Genomic DNA, 21,725 nt, shown 5'->3' on the forward strand with positions numbered 1-21,725 from the left:
TACTCTAATGGCTGTTAATTATGAAAAAGAACTAGCTTTATCTGAAGTGGAGCAGTTAACGGTATATGAATCAGGGAATGAAATGGCTGCTTATGCTGCATATCAGATTAATTATCATGTAATGGGTTACTTTCCAATCTCCCCCTCAACCGAGGTGGCACAGTATTTGGATTTAATGAAGGCAAGTGGACAACATGATATTAAATTGATTCCCTCGGATGGAGAACATAGTTCGGCGGGAATCTGTTATGGCGCATCTACAGCGGGTGGACGTGTATTTAATGCGACTAGTGCTAATGGATATATGTTTATGTTAGAACAGATGCCAGTACAGTCAGGAACACGTTTCCCAATGGTAATGAATCTAGTATGTCGTTCTGTTTCAGGACCTCTTAACATTCATGGAGATCATTCTGATTTATATTTCGCTTTAAACACAGGCTGGCCGATCTTGATGTGTCGCGATCCTCAATCTGTTTATGATATGAACTTAATTGCGTTGAAGTTAGCTGAGCATCCTGATGTGCGACTGCCCGTGATGGTGGCTTCCGATGGCTACTTCACATCGCATCAGAAGCGCCGTGTTCAAGCTTTTGCCCATCGCGAGGATGTTCTTAAGTTCGTTGGTGAAAAGCCTCCTGAGGGCTTCCCAAATACGTTAGATAGAGACAACCCGATCACAGTCGGTCCTTATATGAATGAACCGGATTATATTAATAATAAATACCAACAGTCACAAGCGATGTACAATGCAGGAGATGTGTTTGAGGTCATTTCTAGCGAATATAAACAACTCACAGGCAGACATTATGAAATGTTAGACATGTATTGTATGGAGGACGCTGAGGTTGCTGTCTTCCTCATGAATTCAGCTTCTGAGATCATCAAAGATGTGGTCGATCAGCTTCGTAGTCAAGGAATTAAAGCGGGTTCAATCGCACCCAATATGATCCGGCCTTTTCCACAGAAACAAATAGCAGATGCGCTTCAACATGTTAAAGCTATAACCGTTGGAGATCGTGCCGACTCTTATGGGGCGCATGGTGGAAATATGGTTAATGAGATTAAAGCTGCACTGTTCACATATGGCAATACTACTACCCAAGTGATCAGCCGTATTTACGGTCTCGGAGGGAAGGAGTTCTACGCTGAAGATGGTCATCAATTATTCAATCTCGCGATCGATGCGGCCGCAAAAGGTACAGTAGAAGTTCCCTTCGATTATTATGGTCATACGGTAGGAGAAGCAGATAAGGCTCCTAAGCGGCTACTTAAGCCTATGAAGTTTGAAGATTTAAAGACAGGTTTAATTACAGTTAAGAAGGATGAAGTCACAGGGAAGTTAAGTGTTCGTATCCCTCCTATGCGATCGTTAACGAAGAAACCGAAGCGAATATCTCCTGGACATGGTGCTTGCCCTGGCTGTGGAATATTCTCGGGATTAGAGACCTTCTTCAAAGGAATTGAAGGGGATATTATTGCCCTGTATCATACAGGTTGTGCAATGGTCGTGACTACGGGTTACCCGTATTCGTCGCATAAATCTACCTTTATCCATAATCTGTTCCAGAATGGTGCAGCGACACTATCAGGTGTTGTAGAAATGTTCTGGGAGCGGAAGCGTCGGGGCGAATTGGATCATTTAGGGTTACAGGATGACTTTACATTTGTCATGGTAACCGGTGATGGAGGAATGGATATTGGGATGGGTCCTGCCATCGGGGCAGCTCTTCGAAATCATAAGATGATCATCATTGAATATGATAATGAAGGATATATGAACACCGGAGCACAGCAGTCCTATTCAACGCCTATAGGAAATCGTACTTCGACCTCGAACATAGGGAAGGCACAACAAGGCAAGACAACCCATCATAAAGATACAGCTCAGATTATGGCTGCTACTAATATACCTTATGTATTTACGGGTTCAGAAGCATTTCCTCAAGATTTGGTGAAGAAAGCCGCAAAAGCCCAATATTATGCTCAGAATGAAGGATTAGTGTATGGCAAAATATTGATCGCATGTCCATTGAATTGGCTGTCCAATGATAATGAGGGAACTCAGATCGTGAATGAAGCAGTAGATTGTTGTTTCTTCCCACTGTATGAAGTGGAACATGGATGCACAACTATCACCTATAATCCTGAGGATAAAAATAAGAAAGTCGAGCTTCGTGAATGGTTGAAATGGATGGGAAAAACACGACATCTTCTCAAACCAGAAAACCAAGAGGCATATGACAGTTTCCAGAACGAAATCAATCGCCGGTGGCATGTGTTGAAGGCGAAACATGAGAGTCCATATTTGTAAGTATATTTTAATAAAAGAAGGCCTCTCTCCTCACTAGAAGGAATAGGCCTTCTTTTTCTCATCATGGATAAGTATAATGTGGAAATCAGTTATGTGATTAGTATTTAATCTGGTTAAAAATCTGGTTAAGAAAGGAAAGGAGCACTAAAATGAAAAAGTTTAAGGCATTTGTCATTCATAAAGATGAACAAGGGTTTCGTAGTGGTGTGGAGAGTTTAGATATAGATCAATTGCCAGAAGGGGACGTTATCGTCGAGGTCTATTATTCTGGCGTAAATTACAAAGATGGGTTAGCGAATTCACCTGAAGGGAGAATCGTGAATTCATACCCTTTTGTCCCAGGCATAGATTTAGCAGGAACGGTCGTGGAATCTAGTCATCCACGCTTTAAAGTAGGAGATACCGTCTTATGTACGGGATATGGATTAGGTGTGTCCCATTTCGGTGGATATAGTCGCTATGTGAGGCTAAGTGGGGAATGGCTGGTGTCGCTTCCTACTGGACTCACCTTCAAAGAAGCAATGAGTATAGGCACGGCAGGATTTACAGCAGCATTATCCGTGGATAGCCTTATTCTGAATGGACTAACACCAGAACGTGGACCTGTATTAGTGACAGGGGCAACAGGAGGAGTTGGTAGTGTAGCCATTACTATTTTAGCTCAGCTTGGATATGAGGTTGTCGCAAGTACTGGGAAAAGTGAGCTACAAAAAGATTGGTTACATCATCTAGGTGCCACCTCCGTGATTAGTCGCGAAGATATTATTGCCCCTCCGAAAGGTGTGCTATCAAAAGAACGTTGGGCAGCTATTATTGATCCTGTTGGTGGACCTAATTTAAACAGCCTGTTAAAAAGTGTTCAGTATGGTGGAGGTGTAGCTCTATCTGGATTAACGGGAGGCGGGAACTTCGATAGTACGGTGTATCCATTTATACTTCGGGGCATACAATTGTTGGGTATTGATTCCGTCTATTGTCCGATGGAACGGAGACAGGCGATGTGGCGTAAATTGGGAGAAGAATGGAAACCTGTTAACATGTTAGAGCAAGCTGTAAGAGAGATTTCCTTAGGTGAATTGCCAAACGTTTTAGAGTCCATTTTACAGGGTGGAGCCGTTGGTCGAACCGTAGTGAAACTGGGTTAGGATGGGCAGGACATTGCTAGAATCATAGGAAATAGACAGAGTAATGGAAGGATTTGTAACGGAGTATCTACTGGTGACAGTGGTATACTCTTTCTTTTTTTTTTTTTTTGATTAAGTGGAACCTTGGAGGTGTAATAAACGTTTATATAGGAAGAGAGCGAGGGAGTATTACATGAAGAAGATTGTATCTACATTGGTCATTCTTAGCATGCTTAGTATGGGTTCTATAGCAAATGCTGCGAAACCCATATCCATATTTATAAAAGATAAAGAGGTACAAAGTACGGTCGCGCCTATCCTTGAACAAGGACGAGTTCTTGTTCCTATTCGTGTTATAGCAGAATCATTAGGTGCTAAGGTAACGTGGGAGCAGAAGAATAACACGGTAACGATCCGTAAATGGTCTGAAAGTGTCATTCTCACGCTAGGTAAGAAGACAGCGACTAGGGATGGAAAAGCGGATGAATCAGATGTAATTACATTAGATGTTTCTGTGAAAAAAGAAAACAATCGGATATATGTACCATTACGATTTCTATCTCAGCAATATGGTTATAACGTCGATTGGGACGGTATATCCGTGTTTATTAAATCCCCATTAAGTACCAAAGAACGTTCGACTCTGTATGAAGGATCTTTAAAGGAAGCGCGTACTTTAGCTAAAAAATTAATGGGGACATCTAATGTTCATTATATGAACAAGCCATTAGTGGTTACGAATGATGATGAAGAAAATCAGAGCAGTACCTTTATATTCCCTGAGGGAGAGGCGCTTCGATGTTATGTTATACAAGGAGATACGGTGTCGCTATATGAGTTCAAGGAAGATTTCCCTATTGTGACCTGGCAAGCTCATTTGCAAAAGGGGGATCCACTTCAGCAATTTATAGATAAAAAGTTTACGGCACAGAAGGGAAACACTCCCAAGATAGATAAAGAGTTTCTCTATTATGTAACTGGAGGACAGGGAGACAGCTTGTCAGAAGAAAGTGGCAAAATTGATCTTAAAGGTGTAATTGAATCAAGTGATGGAAAAGTCTCGCTAGTATTGCCAAATGAAGTTCGTAACGAGAAATAAATAGAGACAAGTGCCCAATCGTGAACTGTGACCAGACCGTATTTGTGGAAAGTTTGAAAAAGAAGACCTTTAAGAGGCAGTTAATAGGTGACTCCTAAATTCATCGGGAGTCATTTTTTTTAATGCCCATTGATATCGTTCGGAGTTATAGTAGGCGATATAATCACCAACCCTTGTTCGCAACTCAATGAGGGTCATACATGACTTGTACTCCAAATCATCCTTCATATGGCCAAAAAAATCCGGCTTCTCCATGGGTATTGTACGAATTACGCCAACGACTTAGACAATGCTTGGGCTTATTGCGGCCGATAACATCCAAGTCAAATCCCGCTTCAAGAAAAACTTCCATTGGGGTTTGACCTTCCTTGTAGGCTTTAAGCGCAGCTAGCTTAAATGTAGACGAATACGTAATACTCTTCTCCGTCACATTCTCCACATTTGGATTCATCTCTAGCTGTCTGATCTCATTTTCGTTGAATATCTTTGAAGTGCCTCCATAGCTTTTCCCCCGCTTTTTTATCCATTAGTTCGATTAAAACACAAATGACCCGCAAGAGGGTCACTTTTTTCAAAGTTTCCATCTTACGGGTCACAGTTCATCGAAGGGTGTTTGTCTCTTTTTCTAATGATTATTTATGAAGTTCTCTGATGACATGACGTAGTTCTGGTATGATAATGCGCTCCATAGCTAACTTGACGGCTCCTTTAGATCCTGGCATGGAGAACACAGCTGTATTCCCTACCGTTCCAGCAATGGCTCTACTCAATATTGCGGCGGAACCAATATCCTCACTGAAGCTCAAGAAGCGAAAAATTTCTCCGAATCCAGGTAATACACGATCCAATATGGAAGACACAGCTTCAAAAGTTGTATCTCGATGGGAAATACCCGTTCCTCCTGTTAACAAGACAGCTTCTATACTTTCATTAGAGGCAGCTTCATAGATTAATTCTCTTACGCCGTCGTAATCATCTTTGACAATAACATATTTAGTGATAGAATAACCCGCCTCTTGTAAAAGGGACATCATCAATTGCCCACTTGTATCTGTTTCTTCATTCCGTGTATCTGATACAGTAATAACCATGCAAGATACGGTGTCAGGTGCTTCACTACGATGTTGTTCTACTGAATTCATTCGTTATTCCTCTCCTTAGGTATTCATCTATTTTGCATCTATTTCTATATATAAGCATAAATCTTCCCCGATAACTCTGCAATATGCTAGTCCATATCTTTAGGTTATAGACAGAACGTCATTATTCGGAGAATGATGTGCCACTTGTATGCGGGGTATAACATCGTTAGAATGAACTATAGTTATGAGTTGTCTTTACTTTTTTCTATACAGTAAACTCGGCTAACAAAGACAGATGCATGTGGAGGAGAAGTTTAATGAATATGAATCATGTTACACCTATATATATATTGTCAGGTTTCCTAGGAAGCGGGAAAACGACATTGTTACAACGAATGGTGTCTTACTGGCAGGAACAAGGACTTCGACCAGCCGTTATTATGAATGAGATTGGCGATGTGAACTTAGAGGGTGCACTCATTGAAGAGACCGTTCCCATGACCGAAATGCTTGGTGGATGTATCTGTTGTACGATTCGAGGTGATCTTAGTCTAGAGATTTCCAATCTGATCAAGAAAGAGTCACCAGATGTCATTGTTATTGAAGCGACTGGGATTGCTAATCCTATGGAAATACTAGACGGCGTGTCGGAAGCAGCTTTATATATGAAAATTGATCTTAAAAGTGTTATTACTGTCGTGGATGCGTGCCATCTATTATCACTTTATGAGGATCAAAAGGGAAAAACGTATCGTCTGATGCAGGAACAGATTCGGTGTGCATCTTATCTTATTCTTAATAAAATTGACCGGGTAAATGAAATTCAGCAGGAGGAGTTACATAACGTTATCTCACGATGGAATGAATTCGCACCGATTATCCCAGCTGTTCGCTGTGATGTTGATTGGGTACCTTTATTTGGACAAGTTGCTCGTCCAGAGCAATGGAAGAACAAGAGTACATGTGAAGATAACCCTAATAAGGAACATCACGAAAATTGTAATCATGAACATCATGAACAAGATCATGTTCATAACCACGATCATACTCATGATGAACATGAGCATATGCATGATTCTCACGAACATGTGATGGTGTATACGCATTATTTTGATGGACCCATTGACAGCCAAGCCTTTGAGAGTCTGATTGCTCAATTACCTCGTGAAGTGTATCGTGCCAAAGGCATTATGACATTTAGTGATACTTCGGGACGATTCTTATTTCAGTATGCCTTTAGAGAATCTGATTTCTTAAAAATCACCCCACAGGGAGATGTTCCGGATGTCGTTGTATTTATTGGGGAGCATTTCTCCCAAACGGAGCTTAAGAATGCCTTGATCGATTTAGAAAAGAGAGGATAATACTCTCATTTTGTTGTTCCAAAAGAATATTTAGTATCACTATTGTATTGCTACGGCATACACATGTATAATGTTATAAATTGAACGTCTTTGAACGGGAGAGTAATGAGCGTAAACCTATACTTAGCGAGCCGGAAGTGGTGGAAGCCGGTATGTAGGAGCCTCATGAAGCGCACCCGAGAGATGGTTATTCCAACGTCGTATAGATCATTCCAATAGATCTGATCAGTAGAATAATCCGGTTGATCAACGTTAGAGATCATCAAGCGGAACAACTCAATGGGGAGAATGATATCCTCATACACGAGTGTTCAACTAGAGTGGTACCACGGGAATTATAGCTCTCGTCTCTTATTATTATAGAGATGAGGGCTTTTTTGATATTTAAAAAGTATTAAATCTGGAGGATGATTAATGATGTTAAAAGAATGGGCTTTAGAAGCAATCCAGCCACATGTCAATCTATCGGCAAAAGAAATAGAAGCTTTATTTGAACAGCCTCCCTCATCTGCCATGGGTGATATGGCTTTTCCATGTTACATGTTGGCTAAAGAGTACAGACAATCCCCACAGGCGATAGCGGTATACATTGCAAATCTGATTGATATGAAAGGTGTCAAAGCGGTAGCTGTTGGGCCTTATGTTAATTTACATTTTGACCGGAATGAGTATGCTCTTAAGATGATGGATGCATTGCAGCAATTCAATGTAGATCAATTGAACATGGGTCATGGTAAAAGAGTCATTATCGATATGTCCTCTCCTAATATTGCGAAGCCTTTTGGTATTGGCCACTTAAGATCCACCATGATTGGTGCTGCATTATACAAAATGTATCAAACAGCGGGTTATGTATCGATTAGTGTTAATCACCTTGGGGATTGGGGGACGCAATTCGGCAAGCAGATCACCGCGTATAAGCGGTGGGGTGACGATGAAGCTTTGAAGGCGAATCCGATCCAGGAGTCGTTGCGGTTGTATGTGCGTTTTCATGATGAGGCTGAACACGATGCAACTTTAGAGCCTGAAGCGAGAAATTGGTTCCGTCTGTTGGAATCAGGGGATGAGGAAGCTCTGCGACTTTGGAGATATTTCGTAGAAGTCAGTATGGAAGAGTTCAATAGAATGTACGAACGATTGGATGTTACTTTTGATCATGTTCTTGGAGAAAGCTTCTATAACGATAAAATGGGTGAAGTTGTTCAAGCGCTTGAGGACAAAGGATTATTAGAGGAAAGTGAAGGAGCACGTGTAGTAAGATTAGAGGACGCCAGGATGCCTCCATGTTTAATTATGAAATCAGACGGTACAACAATATATCCAACAAGAGATTTAGCAACGGCATTCTATCGTCATGAAGTCTTGAAAGCAGATCAGATTCTATATGTGGTCGGGGGAGAACAGAAGCTTCATTTCCAACAAGTATTTGCAGTATTAGATAAAATGGGTGCGGCGTGGGTGAAAGATTGTACGCATGTTCACTTTGGATTAATGAAATTTGAGGGGAAGAAGATGTCCACTCGTCGTGGTAAAATCGTCTATCTTGAAGAAGTGCTGGACGAAGCTATCGCCAGAGCATTGAAGATTATTGAAGATAAGAACCCTGATCTAGAAGATAAGGATCAAGTGGCACGAGATATCGGGATAGGTGCTATTGTTTTTGGTGATCTGAAGAATAATCGAGTTAACGAAGTAGACTTTTCTTTGGAAGATGCGCTGAATTTCGATGGGGAGACAGGACCCTATTTACAATATACATTCACTAGAACCCAAAGTATTTTAACGAAGAGTAATGCATTAGATCAAATTCACGAGGGTAGTCTTAACGACAATGAGCAGGGGATGTATGCAGAAGCACTAGGAGACTCAGGATGGCACCTTCTTAAGCTTCTTAACCGTTTCGAGGAGCAGTTGAGAAGAGGGATTCAGAATAATGAACCTTCTGTATTAGCTAGATATGTATTAGATGTAGCACAGGCCTTCAATCATTTCTATAGCCAGGAAAGAATTCTGAGTGAGGAAGATCAATTAAGAAAAGCACGTGTAACCTTAACACGGTTAACAGGCGAGTCCTTACAAAGAACCATGAATATCCTAGGTCTACGGACTCCAAATCGTATGTAATAAGCAACGATTAGATAATATTAATAGAATCATATATTGATTGATTCCACATATTCCTTTAACATAAAGAGTAAAAAAAGCATATCTTCTTGCACAAGTTGTGTGTGAATGGAGCGGAATATGGGAAAAGAAAAGCTGCTCGATAGTGATCATTCGAAAGATGTATTTGCATATTTTGGCCTGGCTGTATATTATTCGCAAGCTTTGGAACAACAACTGGCTAACTTATTAATGCTAATGAAGTTATCACAGGGTAAGATTCCGTCAGAAGAAGATTTCACGGAACTTTATCAACGTAAATTAAGTAGTTCATTAGGCCAATTAGTACAGGAAATTAAGCATTATTTTCCGTTCTCGGAACAGGAAACGATTCAATTAAATGAAGTTTGGAAACTAAGAAATTATATTGTCCATGATTACTTCAAGGAACGAATTCATGAGACGTTTAGTCCAGCCGGTAGATCCCGTATGATTCGAGAACTCACAAGTTTTAAAGATCAAGCGCAAGCACTTGAACGTAAACTTCAGGGTTATTCTCGTGAATTGTATCGAACACTGGGTTTGGAAAAGGACTTTACTCCTATTCGTTCTGATAAATCTTAGTAATATAACGTAACAGAAAGATCCTCACGCCAACTATCGGCCATGAGGATCTTTCTTATTTTTCATGAAATGAAATTCGTTATTACCTGTATATTATTTATACGACTCCACCAGGTATGGGTTGACCTTATTGCGAAGAGAGTACTTCAACACGCTCAGATACTGTAGGCGATTCCAGAGTATTCCCTTGTTGCAGTTGATATAACTGGAAGTATCGTCCGCCGATCTGCATGAGTTCGTCATGGCTACCTCGTTCGACAATCTCCCCGCGATGCAGTACTAGAATTTGGTCTGCACTTCGGATGGTGGAGAGACGGTGTGCAATAATGAATGTCGTACGGCCTTTTTTGAGAACCTCTAGAGCGGATTGAATAAGACTTTCTGTCTCCGTATCAATGTTAGCCGTGGCCTCATCAAGAATGAGAATTGCTGGATCATAGGCTAGTGCGCGAGCAAACGATATAAGTTGACGTTGACCCGCGGATAATGTGCTACCTTTCTCAACGACAGGTTCGTCAAAACCTTTGGGCAAGTGAGCAAGAATACGTTCTGCACCTACATCACATAAAGCTTTCTCAATTTGTTCACGTGTTATTTTATCATCACCAAGACTGACGTTGGATGCCACAGTACCTGTGAAAAGGTAGGGGTCCTGTAAGACGATTCCCATGTGATGGCGTAACCACTGCTTAGGGATATCCGTCACTTCTTGACCATCAATGGTGATTGAACCTTTCTGTGGATCATAGAATCGGAACAATAAATTGATGATGGAGCTCTTACCTGAACCCGTGTGTCCCACTAGCGCAACCGTCTGACCTTGTTTAGCTTCAAAAGAGATTTTTTTCAGCACATAGTCCTTTTTGTACGCGAAAGACACATCTTTGAATTCCACGTTTCCCTTATAACGAGGCATTTGGCCATCGGTCACGTCTTCGCCGGGTTCATCCATTAATTCAAATACTCTTCCTGCAGATACCATGGAAGAATCAAGTGCGGCAAGTTGGTTCACCATACCGGTGATGGGCTGGAAGAGTCGACCAAGAACATCGACAAAGGCATAGAGTACACCAAGAGACACAGCCGTTGAACCATTGAGTGAACCAAATCCGAAATAAGCTAATAGTACAGCGAATGAAAAGCTACGAAGTACGTTAACCAAGTTATGTGTAGTCCAAGAGTTTAAGTTAAGCATCTTGTTCTGATACTTCATATAATCCTGATTTAAGGCTTCGAATTCATCCTTCGTTTGTTGCTGACGTCGAAAGACACGAATAATAGACATTCCTTGAATAGATTCATTAATGATGGCATTAATCTCGCTAAGGCGCGACCGTATAATCGTATTATATTTCGTTGCGAATTTGCGATATAGAATAATCCATACGATTAATATAGGTACAACGAACAGGCATACAAGTCCAAGTCGTACATCAAGAAGAAATAGTGCAACATATATCCCTGTAATATAGACGATCCCAGAACTGAAATTAGCAAGGACGGCTACGAATAAATCCTTTACGGCTTCTGTATCATTAGTAATTCTAGAGACTACTTTACCTGCAGGTAAGTTATCAAAGAAATGAACCGGCAGTCGTTGAATGTGAGCATAGACATCTGTTCGCAGCTTCTGAATGACTTTGTTAGCAGATGACTGCAGCCAATACGTTTTGCCGAATTCAGTGAAGATAGTGACTAGTAATAAGATGAGATACAATCCAACAAGCTTCATAATGCCTGGGATTTCTGGCTTGTAGAAATCGAATATTTGATCAACGGTTAATGTTTTGGCAGGATAAGTATTCTGTACAGATCCTTTTGTAATCGTCAATTGTCCATCGGCATATGTTCGTTTTCCTTCAATGGATTCGACTGCTTGATCAATGAAATAAAAGCTTTTCCCTTTTTGAAGAATACGTACTTCTTGACCTTTTATTTCGTTCTCAGTAAATCGATCGCCTCGTTTTAATAAACGATCTTCATAAGGTACTACACCAACGGATGTGGGTGAATCGGTCTCATAAAAGGGTTGCTCAATACCTAGCATATGGTTATCAATCATAGCCTTGGCTATAAATGGACCCCCAAGTTCAGCCGCTACACCAATACATAATGTAATAATCGCGGCAATGAACATTCCTTTAGCTGTTAATGCGTACTGGAATAAGCGCTTTCCTACGTTCAATTAGGACACCTCCTCAGTGGTAAGTTTGTTCTCCACTTGTTGTCGTTCATATTGTTCTAAATACCAACCTCCGTGAGCAATAAGCTCTTCGTGTGTACCTTCTTCAAGGATCATTCCTTCTTCCAGTACAACAATCCAATCCGCATGTTCTACGGCGGATAAACGGTGAGTAGAGATAAGTGTCGTTTTACCGGCACGTTTCAGTCGAATGTTCTCAATAATTCGAGCTTCTGTTCTTGCATCGACTGCAGATAAGGCATCATCCAGAATGAGGATTTCAGGATTTCCGATGAATGCTCTTGCTAATGCAACACGTTGCTTCTGACCACCTGATAGGGCAATACCCTTTTCACCAACAAGGGTGTCTAGTCCATCAGATAATGTAGTCAGGTCTTTATCAAATGCGGCGGTTGCTATAGCATCCATAATGACATCGTCATTCGCATCTCTTAATCCATACTGAATATTCTGACGAACCGTCTTAGAGAACAATATTTGTTCTTGCGGAACATATCCTATCCAACTATGGAGTTCATCCTTAGCGATCTGTTTAATCGAGATACCTGAGATGAGAAGATCTCCATCGCCCGTTGGATATTCGTGAAGAAGTTGCTTAAGTAGCGTAGATTTACCACTTCCGGTACGTCCAACTACACCGAGTGTCTGCCCCTTTTGAAGTGTTAATTGAATATTTTTCAGATTGTCAACGGTTGATGTAGGGTAACGGAATGTTACATCGCGAAGCTCGATACTTCGTGGATCAGCGACCGAAGTAGGTTGAGCGACATCTTGAATATCCGGCTGAACGTTTAATACTTCGTCTACACGATCCAGTGAAGCGCTACCGCGTTGCATAATATTAATGAGTTCTCCAATGGCGAACATAGGCCAGATCATCATCCCAAGGTACATGTTAAAAGATACGAGATCCCCAAGGGTGATTTGATTCTTAAATACAAGGTATATACCAAAGGTAAGTCCAATGATATAACTCAGTCCTACGCAAAGACGAATGGTGGGTTCGAAAAAGGCATCAACCTTAGCTACATTCATATTTTTGCGATATACATCATCTGTTATGGTCTTAAACCGTTGCTGGTCGGATCGTTCTTGAACATAGGCACGAATAACACGTACACCGGCAACGGACTCAAGCACTTGGTCATTCATATCACCAAAGGCGTCTTGTGCTAAGGAGTACCGTTCGTGAATGATCTTTCCATAAATCTTCATCGCGAGTGCGATAAATGGAAGGGGGATGATCGCTGCTAACGTTAATTTCCAGCTAATGATGAACCCCATGGCAAACAGAATACTGAGCAAGTAAATCGTTGAATCGGTCATAACTAAAATACCGAAGCCAGCCGTCGCAGCAACAGACCGAAGGTCATTGGTTGCTCTCGCCATTAGATCACCTGTGCGATTTCGCTCGAAGAATGGAGGTGTCATACCAAGCAAATGATTCATATAGCGTGAACGAAGCAATCGCTCGATCAGGTTGGCACCTCCAAATAATCTGTGCATCCATATGTAAGTAATAATGTAAATTACAGCCAGAATGACAATGATGGATAAGATATAACGAATGAGTGAAGGACCCGTAATGGAGCCTGAAACAATATCATCAATCGCATTTCCCAGTAAACGCGGAGGTAACAATTCACCCATCCCACATATGATGAGCAAGATCATACCGACGAGGTAACGCTTTCTTTCTTGACGGAAAAACCATCCTAGCTTTTTTAATACTGAAAACAAAATAATCACTTCCTCTCACAAGTTGAACCTGCTAATGAACTCATTATCCATGACAACAACATGAAAAAAGACACACCATCCGTGAACGGACGATATGTCTTAGAAATGCTAACTTATCATGCGTACGGTTGTTGAGCAACCGCCGCTAAAATTGGATATTCAATTCAAAGATTCTAAGAAACGGTTTATCGTTACCTAGATTGAATCCATCAGCAGGGTTACTCCAGTATTCAGTTGTAGTTGTTGAGGTAGATATGGCATATTGTAATGAAACCCTCTAAACGCTGTATTGAACACTTTACTCACCCTTTCTTAACAAATTTTGTTAATCTCGTATGGCAGAATATTATCATCATGTGAATAAGATTGTCAATTGTTTTTTGTGGATGTTTCGTCGCTGTATGTATTTTTGGCGAAGGTTCAGGTATGATAGAAAGACACAAACAGGAATATATAGATGATGTGAAGGAGTTGAGATTCATGAATATTCGAATGAGTGCAGAAGCAGCTCGTTGGTATATAAGAGAACTAAATTTGAACAAAGGTGATGCAGTTCGTTTCTTTCCGCGTTACAGTTCCGGAGGAGGGCTACATCCAGGTTTCTCGCTAGGTATCTCTGTTGAGGGACATAGTCAAGATATCTTAGCCCAAGATGTTGAAGGAATTCGTTTCTTCTTAGAAGAGCAAGATTTGTGGTATCTTAAAGGATATGATCTGGTCGTTAATTATGTAGAAGTACAAGATGATATTGATTATGTTTATGAAGAAATTCAAGATTAATACGTAAGCCCTCTTAACAATATTTATAATGATTAGTCAATATACAAAAACTCCTTTCTGTAAGGAAAGGAGTTTTTGATTGTGTATATAACTTGGGTTGATACTAAACTAGAATCGTGATTATGGGAGATTCGTAGAGATGTTCTGCTCTATAGCGTACTGAAAATCATCCATTTCAAAGACTTGAATAGGCATACCGCCTTCAATAATTCGTTGAATGAAATCGATCTGATCCGTAAGAATTGGCATCTGTAATCGTTGAGCAATTAAGAGAAGTTCTGTTTCAATGGGATCGAAATCTTCTCCGTACACCTCGGTATCAACAGCATTAACGATTGTAAATACTATCGAATCCCCTAGAGGGATTGAAGCGCTTTTGGCCCATGGAATTTGTAAGGCACGCTCAATTTTTTTGCGATTAAGCGGCTCTTCAAGATACGTCGTTAAATGCTTCATTTGTTGTTTGACGTGTTGGTCTTGATCTAAATTACTCATGATAATTTCTGGAGTGCTCTGAAGTTCGTACAATTCAAGAATGCTTGTATAAGGAACAATATATTCAACGGGTACGGATGGCTGTAGCAACTCACCATAGATAGCGACCATGACCGCTTCTATAATTAATGGTCTGGGCATGGTATTCCTCCTGATTCTGACATGAAGTTATAAAACCATTATAGAAGGGAAAAGTCAACTTTTTAAGATCTTTTATTTTTTTAAAATGGATGCTGCCTTTGAAAAAGGACAGCATTGCCATTCTACTTGTCGGATGCAATGGACCTTAGAAATACATAATAGAAGTGACTGGGCAGCAGCCTTTGTGTTGTCCGATCGAAAGGGGAAGTGCAGGTATTGAAACACTGGAAAGCCTATTTTAAATTCATCAAGCCCTATATGAAATTAATAATTGTTACCCTAATTATTGGAATGGTGAAATTCACAATCCCTCTGACATTGCCAATGATTATGAAATATGTCGTAGATGATTTATTAATTGAAAACACATTAAGTCTTCAAGAAAAAATGTCGCAACTGATGCTTATTCTTGGGGGAACCCTAATTTTGTTTGTTGTCATTAGAGGACCGGTTGAATATTATCGTCAGTATTTCGCCCAACTCATCACGAATCGTATTTTATATGATATACGCAATAGATTGTATGCCCATTTACAAAGGTTATCCCTGAAATATTATCAGAATACAAAGGTTGGCGAAGCGATATCACGATTCATTAACGATGTGGAACAGACTAAGAATATTGTTGAAGTCGGAATGATGAATATTTGGTTAGACATGTTTACGCTGGTATTCGTATTAATCATCATTTTCTCTATGAATCCTATGTTAGCTCTGGTCGCAATTGCGATGCTTCCTCTGTACGCTATTGCAGTCAAGATTTTGTATAAAAGGTTAAAAAAACTAACAAAAGATCGATCGCAAGCATTAGCTGGGATTCAATCTTATTTACATGAACGAATTCAAGGAATATCTGTCATACGTAGTTTTACATTAGAAAAGTATGATCAGAATAAATTTGAAGGTACAAATGGTAATTTTCTTAATAAGGCATTGGCTCAGACACGGTGGAATGCGATCACATTTGCGATCATTAATACCATTACAGACATCTCACCGATTCTGGTCATCGGGTATGGAGGTTATCAAGTCATTCATGGCAATCTATCAATTGGTACCTTTGTTGCATTCTTTGCCTATTTAGACCGTTTATATGCTCCATTAAGACGATTAATTAATTCATCGACGGTATTAACTCAGGCGTCAGCGTCTATGGAAAGAGTAATGGAATTGATGGATGAACCTTATGATATTGTGGATGCTCCAAATGCCAAGGTATTAGAGGGTCATGCTAAACAAATTACGTTTGATCATGTATGGTTTAAGTATAATGAGCAGAATGATTGGATACTACAAGATATCAACTTAGATATTAGAGCAGGAGAGACCGTCGCCTTCGTCGGTATGAGTGGGGGTGGGAAATCCTCATTGATCAGTCTTATTCCCCGATTCTATGACATTCAAAAGGGTAGCATATTGGTGAATGGCATGGATGTTCGAGATATAACGCAAGAAAGTTTACGTGGTAAGGTAGGAATGGTACTTCAAGATAACTTTTTGTTTAGTGGATCTGTGAAAGAGAATATTCTATTAGGTAATCCAGATGCGGATGATGAGGCTGTCATATCTGCAGCTATTGCAGCCAATGCGCATGAGTTTATTACGAACTTACCTAAGGGTTATGACACAGAGGTTGGAGAACGTGGGGTTAAATTATCAGGGGGTCAGAAACAACGCTTGGCTATTGCACGTGTGTTCCTGAAGGATCCCGATATTCTTGTATTGGATGAAGCGACCTCAGCGTTGGATTTGGAGTCTGAACATTTGATTCAGCAGTCCTTGCAGTCACTATCATCGAACCGTACAACGCTTATTGTGGCACATCGATTGTCCACCATTACTCACGCAGATACTATAGTTGTTCTAGAGAATGGAAGTATTACCGAACGGGGTACGCATCATGACTTAATGGAATTGGACGGAAGTTATGCACGATTGTACAATGTTCAGCATTTAGAAAGTTAATGGTTCTCTTATTCGATATCGTTAAAAGAAAAAAGGGAGTGTCCACAGCCGATTTTAACGGCTTCTGGTACACTCCCTTTTCTTAAAAATATAAGAATTTATAAGTATTTCTGCTTATACATAGGATTATATTTCAACGCTAAACGTTTCATCGCCGCTAAAGGACAGCGAAGCCGTTTATGCTTGTACAGATGAATCCTTCTAGGATTTGCCGATCAATAGAGATAGGATGCCTGCAGCAATAAGCGGCCCGACGGGAACACCACGAAAGAGGGCGACTCCGAGTACGGTCCCAACGAGCAACCCTGCAACGATGGTGGGGTTACTGCCCATCAGTGTCGCACCTCGTCCGCCCAAATAGGCTACTAACATCCCTATTCCTACAGCGAGTAATGATTGCCAATGTAGGAAGGAACTTGAAATGGTGGAAAGGCTCATACTACCACTAGCAAGAGGAGACATGACACCTATGGTCAGGATGATAATTCCAACGGTTAATCCATACTTCTCTAACCATGGAAATACTTGCGTGAAGCGGGTAACCCGCAACAACAGAAGTACGATCATAGCAATAGTGACAGGTGAATTGTTACCTATGATGCCTAGACCAGCCATACCTAAAAGGATAAGTGATGTGATATCCATGAACGGATCAGCTCCTTTATTCTAATGCTGTGCACTTTGGATATGTTCAGCAATCAGACGTCCGTGGACACGACCTGTTTCAATAAATACTTCATTGGCATTACTGCCTGACGCGATAACACCTGCCACATAAAGTCCAGGAACGGAGCTTTCCATGGTATCAGGGTTAAAGACTGGTTTCTCCATATCTCCGCCTAGTTGGACGCCAGAGGATGCGAGTAATTGTCGATCAGGATGAAATCCAGTCAGCGCAAGAACAAAATCATTATCTACGATGGATTCCTCTCCATCGTTCGTCGTTACGATAACAGCATCTTCTCTAATCTCAGTCACTCTGGAATCTAAATGAAGGGTAACATTTCCTTTGGTAACCATATTCTCAAATACAGGGCGAACCCATGGTTTGATATTATTAGATACCGTCTTACCACGGTAGACAATGGTCACCTCAGCGCCTACGCGGACCAGTTCCATAGCTGCATCAATAGCCGAATTGCTTCCACCGATGATGGCCACTTTCGTGCCCGTATAAGGATGTGCTTCACGGAAGTAGTGAGTTACTTTAGGTAAATCTTCACCAGGAATACCAATATAATTAGGATGATCGAAATAGCCTGTTGCAATGACGACATATTTGGCATCATGATGTAGTTCCTGGCCACGTCTATCTTTGGTATGAACGGTAAATAACCCGTTCTCATGGCGTTCAATAGAGACGGCTTCTTCATACGAAGTAATGTTCAGATTGTAATGGGCAGCAACTTTACGATAATAGGAAAGTGCCTCATGACGGAAAGGTTTATCGTTAGGTGTCGCAAAAGGAATATCCCCTATTTCTAGTAGCTCCGCTGTGCTGAAGAACTGCATATATGTAGGGTATAGATATATGGAACGTACAATATGGTGCTTTTCAATAATGTGTGTGGATAGCCCACGACGATTACATTCTATAGCAGCTGAAAGTCCACAGGGACCAGCTCCAATAATGATGACATCTTGCATGATGAACCTCCTTAGTTGATACTGAGCTATGTTACTCAAACATTATAATTCTACCGCAAATAGGTGTTGAATGCCAGAAATGTAGGAGAAATAACAGCACAAGGTCAATGTATGCCTTGGATTCTCGAATTTAGTTAACGTAATAAAGGTTCTACATATAATATGTTATGCTTAAAGAGGGTTTATGCGAAAGCGAGAAGATTTAATGGATATGATCTGAATAGGGAGCGATTTACTTGGATATAAAAGCAATTATTTTTGATCTAGATAATACACTAATGGACCGTGATATGACGTTTCATAAATACACAGAACAATTTTTAAATGAACATTTAGGACACTTAGACCAGCAAGTACAAGATGAGATTATTGCAGATTTGAAGATTAGAGATGCAGATGGATATCGGGATAAGCAATCATTTTTTGAGGAAATGGTTGATTGTCTACCTTGGAAGGATCCCCTCACAGCACATGAGATAGAAGCTTATTACAACAAACACTATATGACTCACGCAAGTAAAATGAAGTATGTAGAAGAGACGATAGCCCACTGTCAACGTCGTGGTTATCTGTTAGCTATTATGACTAATGGTCCGCATGACATTCAATATGAGAAGATGAGTCTATTACAATTAGGAGAACAGTTCCATACGGTGATCGTGTCCGAAGATACAGGGATGAGCAAACCGGATCCGAGGATCTATGAATTAGCCTTAGATCGGATGGGCGTAGCAGCTGAGAATACAATCTTTATTGGGGATCACCCAAGGAATGATATTTGGGGAGCGTATCAAGTGGGTATTCGTGGTATATGGTTACGTCGGAACCATAATTGGGACGAGTCATGGGGGTTCAAACCTTGGAGAACGATTGATCAATTAAACGAATTAATGGACATTATATAACGTAATACATGGATACTTGACAAGAGTATTCGTCAGCGCTTATTATTTCAATATATAACAGGAAAGGGAGATGATGACAATGGCCTATATTTATAACGAACAATCCAACAAACAAAATATGGCTTATTGGACGGTCTCCATTACAACGGGTAATATTAGAAGTTGAAGATAATGATTATACACTTGTAATCATATTTCAGATTCATTCTAAACCGTGGGGACCGTTATGGTTCCTGCGGTTTTTTGATGTGTCATGAGAAGAAGAGAACGAATACCTGATCTAAGATAGGTGTGATCTCTTTCATCTAGTTGCCGCCGGGAGAAAATTCCGGTGGCTTTTTTTATATGCTCGTAACAACGATCAATCAATAATGCTATACAAAATTAGGAGGAAACGAACGATGGATTTAAACATGTTAGGTTGGAATGAATATTGGGAAAAACAATGGATTACAATAGGTATAAAGGATGTTACTCTGGCACGTATCGTAGGTGACTTCGGACATACTGGAAGGTGAGGAGAGAGTTATTATACACGGTATATTAGATAGAAAGACGTGTATCTCCCGCCAAGCTGCTGGATTTGTGACCCATGAACAGATTATAGCCGCTAATGTGGATACATTGTTTCTGGTATGTGCCCTAAACGACGACTTCAATGTCAGAAGGATTGAGAGATATCTCATCATGGCATGGAATAGTGGGGTGAATCCTGTTATTCTGCTCAGCAAGGCGGATTTGTGCCAGGATGTGGATGAACGATTACGTCTATTACAAGAAGCAGCTATCGGCGTCCCCGTACATGTTGTAAGTGCACTTGAGAATCAGGGATTTGAAGACTTAACCCCTTACCTTACACAGGGTGCTACGGTCGCATTAACAGGATCCTCTGGTTGTGGTAAATCTACCCTTATTAATTGGCTGTCGGGTGAAACTTTGCAACGTACACAGGAAGTACGAGAAGGTGATAGTAGAGGACGCCACACGACGACGCATAGAGAATTGTTTATACTCCCACAAGGCGCTGTCATGATTGACACACCTGGGATGAGAGAACTGAAGTTATGGGAAGATGAGGGTGGAGTATCCCTAACATTTGCGGATATTGAAGAGATAGGAGCAACCTGTAGATTCACGGATTGTCGTCATGAAAAAGAAGCAGGATGCGCTGTTCTAAAAGCTGTAGCAAATGGTGAGATCGGAGAGAAACGACTAATGAATTATCGGAAAACACTTCGTGAACTCAAATTTCAAGCACAAAAGGAAGCAAAATCTCGAAATAAGGTGAATATTAGAGTCACCAAATCATATGAGACGCGTCGGAGAGGTTCTGATTGGTTAAGGAATGCGGAAGATTAAAAATAAATAAGACCCTCACCAATGATGGATATATCCGTCATTGGTGAGGGTCTTATCTTATGAAATGAATATTAGAAACTTAGTGCTGCTTCAGAAGCTTGTTTCAAACCCGTTTCAACAATACTTGCTGCTTGATCTGGAGATTGGTTGTGTCCTTCGATAATGATAGTAGTAAGATCTTGTACTCCGTATAGATTCATATTGTTTCTAACGAAATTAACGGCCATTTCAGCACTAGCTGCTGGACCTTCAGAGTAAACGCCACCACTTGCGTTAAGTAGTGCCACTTTTTTGTCGGTAACGAGACCAACAACACCATTGGCTGTATATTTGAAGGTTTTACCTGCTTGGCTCAAATAATCAATATACGTATGAAGTACAGCAGGAACAGTCATATTCCACAATGGGAAAGCAAATACGACTTTGTCTGACTCCAGGAACTGAGTTAAATATTTAGAAACGGTTGCAGCTGCTTGTTGTTCTTCTGGAGTTGCTTCAATACCTTGAGCTTCTTTATAGATACCTGTAATGATCGTATTATCATAGTAAGGCAGGTTCTCTGCAAATAGATCAAGTTCTACGATTTCATCGTTAGGGTGAGATTCTTTGTAGCTATCCAAGAAAGTATGATACAACTTTACACTTACGGATTGTTCGATAGGACGATTATTTGCTTTTACGAATAAGACGTTTGCCATGATGTATAAATCCCCTTTTCACTATACAATTATTACTTGCTATAAATAGTATAGTACAACAGGTGAATAGTATTTGTCAAAG

19 protein-coding genes and 1 other annotated feature are annotated in these 21,725 nt (G+C 40.5%); of the genes, 10 read left to right on the forward strand and 9 right to left on the reverse strand.

Annotated elements, in window-relative coordinates; translation table 11 throughout:
* Positions 1 to 7 precede the first annotated feature (7 nt).
* The 3 genes from AC1D7X_RS04125 to AC1D7X_RS04135 all read left to right on the forward strand — a co-directional run bounded on the left by AC1D7X_RS04125 (position 8) and on the right by AC1D7X_RS04135 (position 4,537).
* Positions 8 to 2,314, forward strand: coding sequence for a thiamine pyrophosphate-dependent enzyme (locus tag AC1D7X_RS04125; RefSeq protein ID WP_495456182.1), 2,307 nt, complete (start codon positions 8 to 10; stop codon positions 2,312 to 2,314).
* A gap of 149 nt (positions 2,315 to 2,463) precedes the next feature.
* Positions 2,464 to 3,459 (forward strand): acrylyl-CoA reductase family protein, encoded by a 996-nt coding sequence (locus tag AC1D7X_RS04130; RefSeq protein WP_495474693.1) that lies wholly within the window; start codon positions 2,464 to 2,466, stop codon positions 3,457 to 3,459.
* A gap of 172 nt (positions 3,460 to 3,631) precedes the next feature.
* Complete coding sequence (locus AC1D7X_RS04135; RefSeq protein ID WP_495456180.1) at positions 3,632 to 4,537, forward strand: copper amine oxidase N-terminal domain-containing protein; 906 nt, start codon at positions 3,632 to 3,634, stop codon at positions 4,535 to 4,537.
* Between the two features lie 69 nt (positions 4,538 to 4,606).
* Here AC1D7X_RS04135 and AC1D7X_RS04140 read toward each other — a convergent pair whose 3' ends face one another.
* The 3 genes from AC1D7X_RS04140 to AC1D7X_RS04150 form a co-directional block, all read right to left on the reverse strand.
* Positions 4,607 to 4,792 (reverse strand): IS3 family transposase, encoded by a 186-nt coding sequence (locus tag AC1D7X_RS04140; RefSeq protein ID WP_495474694.1) that lies wholly within the window; start codon positions 4,790 to 4,792, stop codon positions 4,607 to 4,609.
* Positions 4,755 to 5,060, reverse strand: a complete 306-nt coding sequence (locus tag AC1D7X_RS04145) for an HTH domain-containing protein (RefSeq protein ID WP_495474771.1) — start codon at positions 5,058 to 5,060, stop codon at positions 4,755 to 4,757. Before AC1D7X_RS04145 ends, AC1D7X_RS04140 begins: the two co-directional genes overlap by 38 nt.
* A gap of 109 nt (positions 5,061 to 5,169) precedes the next feature.
* Positions 5,170 to 5,679 (reverse strand): MogA/MoaB family molybdenum cofactor biosynthesis protein, encoded by a 510-nt coding sequence (locus AC1D7X_RS04150; RefSeq protein ID WP_495456178.1) that lies wholly within the window; start codon positions 5,677 to 5,679, stop codon positions 5,170 to 5,172.
* Positions 5,680 to 5,936: 257 nt separating this feature from the next.
* Here AC1D7X_RS04150 and AC1D7X_RS04155 point away from each other — a divergent pair, with 257 nt between their 5' ends.
* From AC1D7X_RS04155 to AC1D7X_RS04165, 3 genes are all read left to right on the forward strand, one after another.
* Complete coding sequence (locus AC1D7X_RS04155) at positions 5,937 to 6,983, forward strand: CobW family GTP-binding protein (RefSeq protein WP_495456177.1); 1,047 nt, start codon at positions 5,937 to 5,939, stop codon at positions 6,981 to 6,983.
* An 81-nt stretch (positions 6,984 to 7,064) separates the two neighbouring features.
* Positions 7,065 to 7,338: a binding site (T-box leader), on the forward strand.
* 62 nt (positions 7,339 to 7,400) lie between these two features.
* Positions 7,401 to 9,107 carry an arginine--tRNA ligase gene (argS, locus tag AC1D7X_RS04160; protein ID WP_495456384.1) on the forward strand — a complete coding sequence of 569 codons (1,707 nt, stop codon included), beginning with the start codon at positions 7,401 to 7,403 and terminating at the stop codon, positions 9,105 to 9,107.
* Between the two features lie 120 nt (positions 9,108 to 9,227).
* Entirely contained in the window at positions 9,228 to 9,710 is a 483-nt protein-coding gene (locus tag AC1D7X_RS04165) for a hypothetical protein (protein WP_495456176.1), read from the forward strand.
* Between the two features lie 127 nt (positions 9,711 to 9,837).
* Here the strand turns inward: AC1D7X_RS04165 and AC1D7X_RS04170 are convergent, their stop codons facing one another.
* Both AC1D7X_RS04170 and AC1D7X_RS04175 read right to left on the reverse strand, forming a co-directional pair.
* A complete protein-coding gene (locus AC1D7X_RS04170; RefSeq protein WP_495474772.1) occupies positions 9,838 to 11,847 on the reverse strand; it encodes an ABC transporter ATP-binding protein in 2,010 nt (669 codons plus the stop codon).
* A gap of 48 nt (positions 11,848 to 11,895) precedes the next feature.
* Complete coding sequence (locus tag AC1D7X_RS04175; protein ID WP_495474695.1) at positions 11,896 to 13,653, reverse strand: ABC transporter ATP-binding protein; 1,758 nt, start codon at positions 13,651 to 13,653, stop codon at positions 11,896 to 11,898.
* Positions 13,654 to 14,133: 480 nt separating this feature from the next.
* On the opposite strand from AC1D7X_RS04175, the gene AC1D7X_RS04180 reads away from it, so the two are divergent.
* Positions 14,134 to 14,433 carry a HesB/YadR/YfhF family protein gene (locus AC1D7X_RS04180; RefSeq protein ID WP_495456174.1) on the forward strand — a complete coding sequence of 100 codons (300 nt, stop codon included), beginning with the start codon at positions 14,134 to 14,136 and terminating at the stop codon, positions 14,431 to 14,433.
* Between the two features lie 120 nt (positions 14,434 to 14,553).
* Here AC1D7X_RS04180 and AC1D7X_RS04185 read toward each other — a convergent pair whose 3' ends face one another.
* The gene (locus AC1D7X_RS04185) at positions 14,554 to 15,069 is read right to left on the reverse strand and encodes an ADP-heptose synthase (RefSeq protein ID WP_495456173.1); all 516 of its coding nucleotides are present in this window, start codon (positions 15,067 to 15,069) and stop codon (positions 14,554 to 14,556) included.
* Between the two features lie 216 nt (positions 15,070 to 15,285).
* Between AC1D7X_RS04185 and AC1D7X_RS04190 the strand changes: the two genes are divergently transcribed.
* The gene (locus AC1D7X_RS04190; protein ID WP_495456172.1) at positions 15,286 to 17,034 is read left to right on the forward strand and encodes an ABC transporter ATP-binding protein; all 1,749 of its coding nucleotides are present in this window, start codon (positions 15,286 to 15,288) and stop codon (positions 17,032 to 17,034) included.
* 201 nt (positions 17,035 to 17,235) lie between these two features.
* Here AC1D7X_RS04190 and AC1D7X_RS04195 read toward each other — a convergent pair whose 3' ends face one another.
* Positions 17,236 to 17,679 (reverse strand): DUF441 domain-containing protein, encoded by a 444-nt coding sequence (locus AC1D7X_RS04195; protein WP_495456171.1) that lies wholly within the window; start codon positions 17,677 to 17,679, stop codon positions 17,236 to 17,238.
* A 21-nt stretch (positions 17,680 to 17,700) separates the two neighbouring features.
* Positions 17,701 to 18,711 (reverse strand): YpdA family putative bacillithiol disulfide reductase, encoded by a 1,011-nt coding sequence (locus tag AC1D7X_RS04200; RefSeq protein WP_495456382.1) that lies wholly within the window; start codon positions 18,709 to 18,711, stop codon positions 17,701 to 17,703.
* A 206-nt stretch (positions 18,712 to 18,917) separates the two neighbouring features.
* Here AC1D7X_RS04200 and AC1D7X_RS04205 point away from each other — a divergent pair, with 206 nt between their 5' ends.
* Complete coding sequence (locus tag AC1D7X_RS04205; RefSeq protein WP_495456170.1) at positions 18,918 to 19,586, forward strand: HAD family hydrolase; 669 nt, start codon at positions 18,918 to 18,920, stop codon at positions 19,584 to 19,586.
* Positions 19,587 to 20,171: 585 nt separating this feature from the next.
* Complete coding sequence (gene rsgA, locus AC1D7X_RS04210; RefSeq protein WP_495474773.1) at positions 20,172 to 20,945, forward strand: ribosome small subunit-dependent GTPase A; 774 nt, start codon at positions 20,172 to 20,174, stop codon at positions 20,943 to 20,945.
* Between the two features lie 71 nt (positions 20,946 to 21,016).
* Here the strand turns inward: rsgA and AC1D7X_RS04215 are convergent, their stop codons facing one another.
* Positions 21,017 to 21,643, reverse strand: a complete 627-nt coding sequence (locus AC1D7X_RS04215; RefSeq protein ID WP_495456168.1) for an FMN-dependent NADH-azoreductase — start codon at positions 21,641 to 21,643, stop codon at positions 21,017 to 21,019.
* Between the last annotated feature and the right edge of the window lie 82 nt (positions 21,644 to 21,725).

This window comes from Paenibacillus sp. Y568 (assembly GCF_059445545.1).